Below are 8,663 nucleotides of genomic sequence, written 5' to 3'. Positions count from 1 at the left end.
TCCGCATCGGTGTAGCGTCTTTCTTCCACCAGATAGTAACGCAAGTGCGGCTGATAGACCCGCAGGAATGCCGGGGGTTCCGGTTGCAGGAGGTCGTACATGTCTGTCTTGGCAGTCCAGGGCCTGGAGCCGTTGTACAGCACGATCGGCAACACCGGGGGGAGCCCCTCTTTGAGGCGGGCTTCCTTTTTCTTCAGCAGGTGATCGTAGAAACAGGCCACGTAGTGCATCAGCCGGATCGGCATGGCGAGATCAACCTTCGACTGGAACTCGAGCAGGATATACAGATACACCCGCTGCCTCATGCCTTCCCAGGTCACTTCGACCGACCAGACGACGTCTTCGAATTTTTCCTTGAAGAGCGGGGTGATGTAGTTGCCGCTGTGGTTCTTCAGGGTGCGAAAGTCCATGATCTGCGCAATCTCGGGCGGCATGAAACCTTCGATCAGTTGCTGAACGAACTCAGGGTAGCTGAAGACTTCTTTATAGCCAGTATCGTGAGACTGACGAGCCATGACCCCTCCCCTCTGAACATGACCAGACTATCACACAGGAATGAGGTCGGGGGCGATCGAAACAGGGCTTGGCAGGGTAGGAATATGGGGATCGAGGCGTCAAGAGTCGAGTAAATGGAGGGCAAAAGATTGCCGCCATCGCGCTCGCGCACGGCCAGACCCCGGTTACGCGCAATACCTCGGACTCCGAAGGCATTGATGGCTTGCAGATCGCCAAGCCGGGGCTGACAAAGCCATGACCCTCCCCTTCGCCCGCCAGGACATCCCCGGCCAGTTCTGCTTCCCCGCACCGGCCTGGGTCCAGATGGCCATACAAGAAGCGCCGGCATCCGCTCTGTGCGCCACCTCCGGCGCCGGCAACTATCTGGATATTCCACGGTATCGACGTGCCATCTGCTGCATTGCGGTAAAATCCCGCCCCATCATGATCTATTCCCTGCTGCGTCGCGTTTTATTTTCCATGGATGCCGAAAAGGCGCACGGCATCGCCCTGAATGGCATTTCCTTACTTCAGGCCAGCGGCCTTTCCGGACTGGTATCGGATCGCCCGGTGGACGACCCGGTGGAAGTCATGGGCATCCGCTTCCCGAACCGGGTGGGCCTGGCCGCCGGACTGGACAAGAACGGCGCCCACATCGACGGCCTGGCGGCCCTGGGTTTCGGTCATATCGAAATCGGCACGACCACGCCCCGGCCCCAGGCGGGCAATCCCAAGCCCCGCATTTTCCGCATCCCGGAAGCCCGGGCCATCATCAACCGCATGGGCTTCAACAACGGCGGGGTCGATGCCCTGCTAGCCAATGTGCGCAAGGCGGAATTTCCCAAAAAGGGCGGTGTCCTGGGCATCAACATCGGCAAGAACGCCGACACGCCCATGGAAATGGCCGCCGAGGATTACCTGACCTGCCTGGACAAGGTGTATGGCCAGGCCAGCTATGTGACCGTCAATATTTCCAGTCCCAACACCAGGAACCTGCGCGAACTGCAGCAGGACAAGGCCCTGGACGACCTGCTGGCCCGCCTCAAGGCCGCCCAGCAGCGGCTGGCCGACCAGCATGGCCGCTACGTGCCCCTGGTCCTGAAGATCGCCCCGGATCTGGACGACCCGCAGATCGGCACGATTGCCGCCGCCCTGAAGCGGCACCGGATGGACGGGGTGATCGCCACCAACACCACCTTGTCCCGCCCCGGCGTGGAAAACCTGCCCAATGGCAACGAAGCCGGCGGCCTTTCCGGCGCCCCGGTATTCCGCATTTCCACCACCGTGCTGGGCAAGCTGGCCCATGCCCTGGCCGGGGAAGTACCCCTCATCGGCGTGGGCGGCATCATGAAGGGCGAAGACGCCCGGGCCAAGATTTCAGCCGGCGCCAGCCTGGTACAGATTTACAGCGGCTTCATCTACCGCGGGCCGGAACTGGTGCGGGAAGCCGCCGAAAGCCTGCGCACCCAGGCAAAACCACATTGAAATCAGTGACTTTACCTGCTGAACCTCGATACCTTCGCGGTTGTCTGAGCCAAGATCAGGCCTCATAATCCCGGCCCCTGCTTTTGCCTTCTCACCTGCACCCCCTGAATATGGCCCACTATCTCTTTCTGCTTATCGGCGCCGTGCTGGTCAACAACGTCGTCCTGGTGAAGATCCTGGGCCTCTGCCCCTTCATGGGCGTCTCCAGGAAGCTGGAAACCGCCTACGGCATGGGTGCCGCGACCACCTTCGTGCTGACCCTGGCGACCGGCGCCAGCTTCGTCATCGACCATTACCTGCTGATTCCCTTCGGCCTGGAATACCTGCGCACCCTCTCCTTCATCGTCACCATTGCCGCCATCGTGCAATTGACCGAGATGGTGATTGCCAAGACCTCCCCCACCCTGCAGCAGACCCTGGGCATCTACCTGCCCCTGATCACCACCAACTGCGCCGTGCTGGGCGTTCCCCTGATCAATATTTCCCACCGCTATGGTTTCGTGGAATCCCTGCTGTTCGGGGCTGGCAGTGCGGTGGGCTTCTCCTTGGTTCTGGTGCTGTTTGCCGGCATCCGCGAGCGGGTGGAAACCGCCGATGTGCCGACCCCCTTCAAGGGCGCCGCCATCGCCATGGTCACCGCCGGGCTCATGAGCCTGGCCTTCATGGGCTTCGCCGGACTGGATCGCTACTGACATGGATCTGCTGATAGCCATTGCCGTGATGGCCCTGGGAGCCGTGGTGCTGGGGGCGGCACTGGGTTACGCCTCGATCAAGTTCAAGGTGGAAGGGGACCCCATCGTCGAGAAGATCGACGCCATCCTGCCCCAGACCCAGTGCGGCCAGTGCGGCTTTCCCGGCTGCAAACCCTACGCCGAAGCCATCGCCAGGGGCGAGGCGGAGATCAATCAGTGTCCCCCCGGTGGCGACGAGGGCGTCAGGAAGCTGGCCGACCTGCTGGGCAAGGAATACCAGCCCCTTTCCGCCGAACATGGGCAAGAAAAGCCCAAGGCCGTGGCCGTGATCCGGGAGGAACTTTGTATCGGTTGCACCCTGTGCATCCAGGCCTGCCCGGTCGATGCCATCGTCGGGGCCCCCAGGCAGACACACACGGTGGTGGAATCCCTGTGCACCGGCTGCGAACTGTGCATCAAGCCCTGCCCGGTGGAATGCATCGACATGGTGCCGGTGCCGGAAACCCTGGAAAACTGGAAGTGGAAGTATCCCGTGATTGCCATCAAGCCGGCTGAAAACCGGAAGTCCGCCTGAGACCCGGCCATGTTGCAGAAACTGTTCAAATTCAAGGGCGGCATCAAGCCGGCCTACAACAAGCAGCAATCGGTCACCGAGCCCATCGCCCAGGCCCCCCTGCCGACCCGGCTGGTGATTCCCCTGCACCAGAGCATCGGCGGTACGCCGCGGCCCGTGGTGGCGGTCGGCGATCACGTCCTGAAAGGCCAGTTGATCGGCGAGGCGGACGGCTGGATTTCCGCTGCCGTGCATGCCTCCACCTCCGGCACCGTGGTCGCGGTCGGCCCGCGGATCGTCCCCCACCCCTCGGGCCTGCCCATCGACTGCGTCGTCATCGCACCGGACGGGGAGGACCGCTGGATCGACCACCAGCCCCTGGACTACAAGTCCATGGAACCGGAAGCCGTGCGGGAATACCTGCAGCAATCCGGTGTCGTGGGCCTGGGCGGCGCCGTATTCCCCAGCCACGCCAAGCTGACCCCCTCGCAAACCGTACCCATGGCCGAGCTGGTGATCAACGGCGCCGAGTGCGAACCCTGGATCACCTGCGATGACCTGCTCATGCGCGAGCGGGCCGACGAAATCGTCGCCGGCATCGGCCTGTTCCGGGACCTGCTGCAGCCGCAAAAGGTGCTGATCGGCATCGAGGACAACAAGCCCGAAGCCATCGCCGCCATGACGGCCGCGGTCAAGGCCGCCGGCGAAACTCATGAAGTCATCGCCGTGCCGACCCTGTACCCGGCAGGCGGGGCCAAACAGTTGATCCGGGTGCTGACCGGCAAGGAAGTCCCCGCCGCCAAGCGCTCCACCGATCTGGGTGTCCAGTGTTTCAACGTAGCCACCGCCTGGGCCGCCTGGCGGGCCGTGGCCCACGGGGAGCCGGTAATCAGCCGCATCGTCACCCTCACCGGCAACACGGAACGGCCGCGCAACTGGGAAGTGCGGATCGGCACCCCCATCGACGAGCTGCTGAAACTGGCCGGCCCCAGGGCCGATACGGACGGGGTCATCATGGGTGGCCCCATGATGGGTTTCCTGATTCCCGCCCCGGACGTGCCGGTGATCAAGGCCACCAACTGCCTGATTGCCCATTCCCCCTCCCTGTTTCCCCCCAAGCCGCCCGAGATGCCCTGCATCCGCTGTGGCGAGTGCGCCCGGGCCTGTCCCCACGAGTTGCAGCCTTTCGAGCTGTACTGGTGGAGCCGCGCCAAAAACTTCGGCAAGGCCCAGGAATACAACCTGTTCGACTGTATCGAATGCGGCTGTTGTTCCTACGTCTGCCCGGCCCATATTCCCCTGGTTCAGTATTTCCGTTTCGCCAAGAGTGAAATCTGGGCCCGGGAAAAGGACAGGAAAATGGCCGAGGGTGCCAAGGAACGCTTCGAATTCAAGCAGTTCCGGGACGAGCGGGAAAAAGCCGAGAAAGCCGAAAAACTGGCCAGGGCCGCTGCCGCCCAGGCCGCCAGGAAAGCCGCCGAAGCCGCTGCCGCCGCAAGCGGCGAGGGAGGAGCCGCTCCCGCCGCGCCCCCGGCGGACGATCCCGAAGCCGCCAGGAAGGCCACCATCGCCGCCGCCCTGGAGCGAGCCCGGGCCCAGCGGGCCGCCGTGCAGCCAAAGAACACGGAAACCGTTTCCCCCGAACAAGCCAGGGAAATCGCCGCCATCGACGCCCTGCGCATCCAGGCCGGCCTGCAGGCCGAACCGGAAGCCCCGGCCATGGCGGCCCTTGAACCCCATGCCCGCAAGGACGCCTGAGCCCCATGGAAATCATCACCTCTCCCCACATCCTCAAGCCCGTGAGCATCACCCGGGTGATGGGCCTGGTCGGCCTGGCCCTGGTTCCCGGCATTGCCGTCTATACCGCCCTGATCGGCCCGGCAATCCTGATCCAGCTGGCCATTGCCAGCCTCGCCGCCCTGGCTTTTGAAACCCTGATGCTGCGCCTGCAGAACAAACCCGTCAGCCCCTTCCTGAAGGATGGCTCGGCCCTGGTCACTGCCTGGCTGATCGCCCTCACCTTCCCGCCCCTGTCGCCCTGGTGGCTGACCGTGACCGGCGTGTTCCTTGCCATCGTGGTGGCCAAACAGCTCTATGGCGGTCTCGGCCAGAACCCCTTCAACCCGGCCATGATCGCCTTTGCCACCTGCATTGTCGCCTTCCCGGCCCTGATGTCCCAGTGGCCGGCCCAGGGTCTGGCCCTCGGCTTCGGCCAGCAGCTGGACGTGATTCTCGGTCTTTCGCCCCGGCTGGACGCGCTCACCGCCGCCACCCCCCTCGATGCCCTGAAGACCGCCCTGAAAATGGATCGCGTTGATGCCAGCATCCAGGATCTGCTCAGCAACCAGAATCTGTACGGCACCTTTGCCGGCCGGGGCTGGGAATGGATCACCGCAGCCTACCTGCTGGGCGGCCTGTTTCTGCTCGGCAAGCGCATCATCACCTGGCATGTGCCGGCAGCCTTCATCATCGGCATGGCCGCCGTCTCCACCCTGTGCTGGAGCATTGACCCGGCCCGTTTTGCCGACCCGCTGTTCCACCTCTTTTCCGGTGGTGCCATGCTGGGGGCCTTTTTCATCGCCACGGACCCGGTTTCCGGCTGCACTACCCCCCGGGGCAAACTGATCTTCGGCTGTGGCGCCGGGATACTCGCGTACCTGATCCGGGTCTTTGGCGCCTTCCCCGACGGGATCGCCTTCGCCGTGCTGATCATGAACCTCTGCGCCCCCATCATCGACCTGCTCAACCAGCCCGCCATCTTCGGCAAGAAAGCAGCACCATGAGCGAAGCACGCACCTATACGGCGCCGGCCATGGCCCTCCGTACCGCATTGATCCTGTTCATTTTCGTGGTGCTGTTCACCGCCCTGCTGGCCGGCGCCTACCAATGGACCAAGCCGGCCATCGAGGCTTCGGCCGCCGCCGAAAAAATGAAATTCATCAATGAAGTGCTACCCGCCGGCAGCTACGACAACGACCTGCTGAACGATACCCTCGAGCTGCCTCCCACCCCGGAACTGGGCCTGACCACGAGCAGCAAGGTCTACCGGGCCCGCCTGGCCGGCCAGCCCGCCGCCCTGGTGCTGGAAGCCGTGGCCCCCGATGGTTATGCCGGTGAAATCCGTCTGGTGCTGGGCATCACGGCTGCCGGCGATGTGACCGGTGTGCGCGTGGTGCAGCACAAGGAAACCCCGGGCCTGGGCGACTACATCGACCCCAAGAAGGACAAGAACAAGGCCGAACCGTGGATCGACCAGTTTGCCGGCCTCAACTATCCGCAAGTGGCCGAACGCGAGTGGAAGGTGAAAAAGGATGGAGGCCGCATCACCTACCGTACCGGTGCCACCGTCACCCCCCGTGCCGTTTCCGACGCCGTGTTCCGGGCTGCCCGCTACGCCATGACCCATCGGAACGAACTCTTTGCCCAGGAGGCCCAATGATCACCCAGGAAGAATTCCGCAAAATCGCCCAGAACGGCGTCTGGCGCCAGAACACCAGCCTCGTCCAGATTCTCGGCCTGTGCCCCCTGCTGGCCGTGACCACCAACTTGGTGAATGGAGTGATGCTCTCCCTCGCCACCATCCTGGTGATGGCTCTTGCCAATGTGGCGGTCGCCAGCCTGCGCAACTGGATTCCCCACGAAATCCGCATTCCGGTGTTCATCCTGATCGTCGCCGCCCTGGTGACCGTGGTGGATCTGCTCTTCAATGCCCAGCTGCACGCGCTGTATCTGGTGCTGGGCATCTTCATCCCGCTCATCGTCACCAACTGCATCGTGCTGGCCCGGGTGGAAGCCTTTGCCGCCAAGAACCCGCCGCTGCAATCCACCCTGGACGGCGTGTTCATGGGCGTCGGCATGCTGTGGACCCTGGCCCTGCTGGGTGCCTTGCGGGAACTGATCGGCAACGGCACCCTGCTGGAAGGCATCGACATGGTGATTCCCGGCGCCCATGCCATCTTGCTGCTGCCCGCCGATTACCCGGGTTTCCTGCTCGCCATCCTGCCTCCTGGCGCCTTCATCCTGCTGGGTTGCCTGATCGCCTGGAAAAACTGGACAGATGCCCGGGTTGCCGCCCGCAAGCCAAAACGGCTCACGGCAGAATCGGCCAGCATCGACGCCGCACCGGCACGCTGAACGAACGGGGCCGGGTTGTGAACAAGCAGAAACGGGCAGAACTCTATGCCCGCCTGAAGGCGGCCAATCCAGCCCCCACCACGGAACTGGAATACGCCAGCCCCTTTCAACTGCTGATCGCCGTGCTGCTCTCGGCCCAGGCCACCGACGTGGGGGTGAACAAGGCTACCCGCAAACTGTTTGCCGCCGCCCCCACGCCAGAAGCCATGCTGACCCTGGGAGAAGAAGGCCTGATGGACCACATCAAGACCATCGGCCTCTACAAGACCAAGGCGAAAAACACCATCGCCACCTGCCGCCTGCTGCTGGAAAGGCACGGAGGCCAGGTACCGGAAAACCGTGAAGCCCTGGAGGCCCTGCCCGGTGTCGGCAGAAAGACGGCCAACGTCGTGCTCAACACCGCCTTCGGCCACCCCACCATCGCCGTGGATACCCATATCTTCCGGGTCGCCAACCGCACCGGCCTGGCTCCCGGCAAGGATGTGCGCGAAGTGGAAGAAAAGCTGGTCAAGACCACGCCGGCTGAATACCGCCTCGATGCCCACCACTGGCTGATCCTGCATGGCCGCTATGTCTGCAAGGCAAGAAAGCCGGAATGCGGCCGTTGCTGCCTCCTCGAGCTCTGCGAATGGAAGGCCAAGGCCCCATGAAGCATGAAGGCCGCCACCGGACGGGCGCCAGACGATGCCCTCGGCCCCGCCTGGCAGCACTTGAAGTCCGGGAGAAACCAGCCGCCCGGCAGACCCGGCTGGGCGCCGGCGGGGACAGCCCGATGATTTGCCCCCATCCAGACGGCGGCGCCCGCTTGCTGCACAATAGCATCGTCACCGCCCTGTTCAATCGAGAGAACCGACATGTTTACCCCCTCCCGCGATGAAGTCCGGCGCTTTTTCTGCAGCGCCTGGAAAAAGCACCAGGAACGCCTGCCGCTGGCCGGTGCCGAAGTCACCGCCGCCGACGTGGCGGCCCGGCACCCGGAATATCACCTCTTGCTCTCCCAGCCGGAAGCGGCCCTGCAGGGGGAATGGACACCGGAAGGCGGCGCCATGAATCCCTTCTTGCATCTTTCCATGCACCTGGCCATTGCCGAACAGCTCTCCATCGACCAGCCGCCCGGCATCCGTGCCGCGTTCAGCCGCCTGGTCCAGCGCATGGACGCTCATGCCGCCGAGCATGTCTTGCTGGAATGTCTGGGTGAAGTGCTCTGGAGCGCCCAGCAACGAGGCGGCATGCCAGACAGCGACCGCTATCTCGAAAAAGTCCTGCAGCACACCACCTGACACCCCCTCCATCGATCCAGCCTG

General features: G+C 63.7%; 10 protein-coding genes. 9 read left to right on the top strand and 1 reads right to left on the bottom strand.

Annotation, left to right across the window (positions count from 1 at the left end; genetic code table 11):
• Nucleotides 1–515, bottom strand: a 515-nt coding sequence (locus tag WBH99_RS00955) for an Rpn family recombination-promoting nuclease/putative transposase (protein WP_424218224.1), incomplete at its 3' end; no start/stop codon positions are given.
• A gap of 424 nt (nucleotides 516–939) precedes the next feature.
• Between WBH99_RS00955 and WBH99_RS00950 the strand changes: the two genes are divergently transcribed.
• The 9 genes from WBH99_RS00950 (at nucleotide 940) to WBH99_RS00910 (ending at nucleotide 8,639) form a co-directional block, all read left to right on the top strand.
• A complete protein-coding gene (locus tag WBH99_RS00950) occupies nucleotides 940–1,980 on the top strand; it encodes a quinone-dependent dihydroorotate dehydrogenase (RefSeq protein ID WP_424218227.1) in 1,041 nt (346 codons plus the stop codon).
• 110 nt (nucleotides 1,981–2,090) lie between these two features.
• A complete protein-coding gene (gene rsxA, locus WBH99_RS00945) occupies nucleotides 2,091–2,672 on the top strand; it encodes an electron transport complex subunit RsxA (RefSeq protein WP_424218223.1) in 582 nt (193 codons plus the stop codon).
• Nucleotides 2,673–2,679: 7 nt separating this feature from the next.
• Nucleotides 2,680–3,246, top strand: a complete 567-nt coding sequence (gene rsxB / locus WBH99_RS00940) for an electron transport complex subunit RsxB (protein ID WP_424218226.1) — start codon at nucleotides 2,680–2,682, stop codon at nucleotides 3,244–3,246.
• 9 nt (nucleotides 3,247–3,255) lie between these two features.
• On the top strand, nucleotides 3,256–4,983 hold the full coding sequence (gene rsxC / locus WBH99_RS00935; RefSeq protein WP_424218222.1) for an electron transport complex subunit RsxC: 1,728 nt from the start codon (nucleotides 3,256–3,258) through the stop codon (nucleotides 4,981–4,983).
• An 11-nt stretch (nucleotides 4,984–4,994) separates the two neighbouring features.
• Nucleotides 4,995–6,008: an RnfABCDGE type electron transport complex subunit D gene (locus tag WBH99_RS00930; RefSeq protein WP_424218225.1), complete on the top strand. Its 1,014-nt coding sequence runs from the start codon at nucleotides 4,995–4,997 to the stop codon at nucleotides 6,006–6,008.
• Nucleotides 6,005–6,664, top strand: coding sequence for an electron transport complex subunit RsxG (gene rsxG / locus WBH99_RS00925; protein WP_424218221.1), 660 nt, complete (start codon nucleotides 6,005–6,007; stop codon nucleotides 6,662–6,664). Before WBH99_RS00930 ends, rsxG begins: the two co-directional genes overlap by 4 nt.
• A complete protein-coding gene (locus WBH99_RS00920) occupies nucleotides 6,661–7,359 on the top strand; it encodes an electron transport complex subunit E (protein ID WP_424218220.1) in 699 nt (232 codons plus the stop codon). The genes rsxG and WBH99_RS00920 overlap by 4 nt, the downstream gene beginning before the upstream one ends.
• Nucleotides 7,360–7,376: 17 nt before the next feature.
• The gene (gene nth / locus WBH99_RS00915; protein ID WP_424218219.1) at nucleotides 7,377–8,009 is read left to right on the top strand and encodes an endonuclease III; all 633 of its coding nucleotides are present in this window, start codon (nucleotides 7,377–7,379) and stop codon (nucleotides 8,007–8,009) included.
• Nucleotides 8,010–8,213: 204 nt separating this feature from the next.
• Nucleotides 8,214–8,639 (top strand): DUF1841 family protein, encoded by a 426-nt coding sequence (locus WBH99_RS00910; protein ID WP_424218218.1) that lies wholly within the window; start codon nucleotides 8,214–8,216, stop codon nucleotides 8,637–8,639.
• The last annotated feature ends 24 nt before the right edge of the window (nucleotides 8,640–8,663 follow it).

The organism is Azovibrio sp., from assembly GCF_049658005.1.
In the GTDB taxonomy this organism is placed as follows: Bacteria; Pseudomonadota; Gammaproteobacteria; order Burkholderiales; family Rhodocyclaceae; genus Azovibrio.
This window is presented reverse-complemented; position numbering and strand designations above follow the sequence as displayed.

Coding starts and splice junctions, on each gene's coding strand:
- WBH99_RS00950 (WP_424218227.1), top strand. CDS start 940: ATGATCTATTCCCTGCTGCGTCGCGTTTTATTTTCCATGGATGCCGAA.
- rsxA (WP_424218223.1), top strand. CDS start 2,091: ATGGCCCACTATCTCTTTCTGCTTATCGGCGCCGTGCTGGTCAACAAC.
- rsxC (WP_424218222.1), top strand. CDS start 3,256: ATGTTGCAGAAACTGTTCAAATTCAAGGGCGGCATCAAGCCGGCCTAC.
- rsxG (WP_424218221.1), top strand. CDS start 6,005: ATGAGCGAAGCACGCACCTATACGGCGCCGGCCATGGCCCTCCGTACC.
- WBH99_RS00920 (WP_424218220.1), top strand. CDS start 6,661: ATGATCACCCAGGAAGAATTCCGCAAAATCGCCCAGAACGGCGTCTGG.
- WBH99_RS00910 (WP_424218218.1), top strand. CDS start 8,214: ATGTTTACCCCCTCCCGCGATGAAGTCCGGCGCTTTTTCTGCAGCGCC.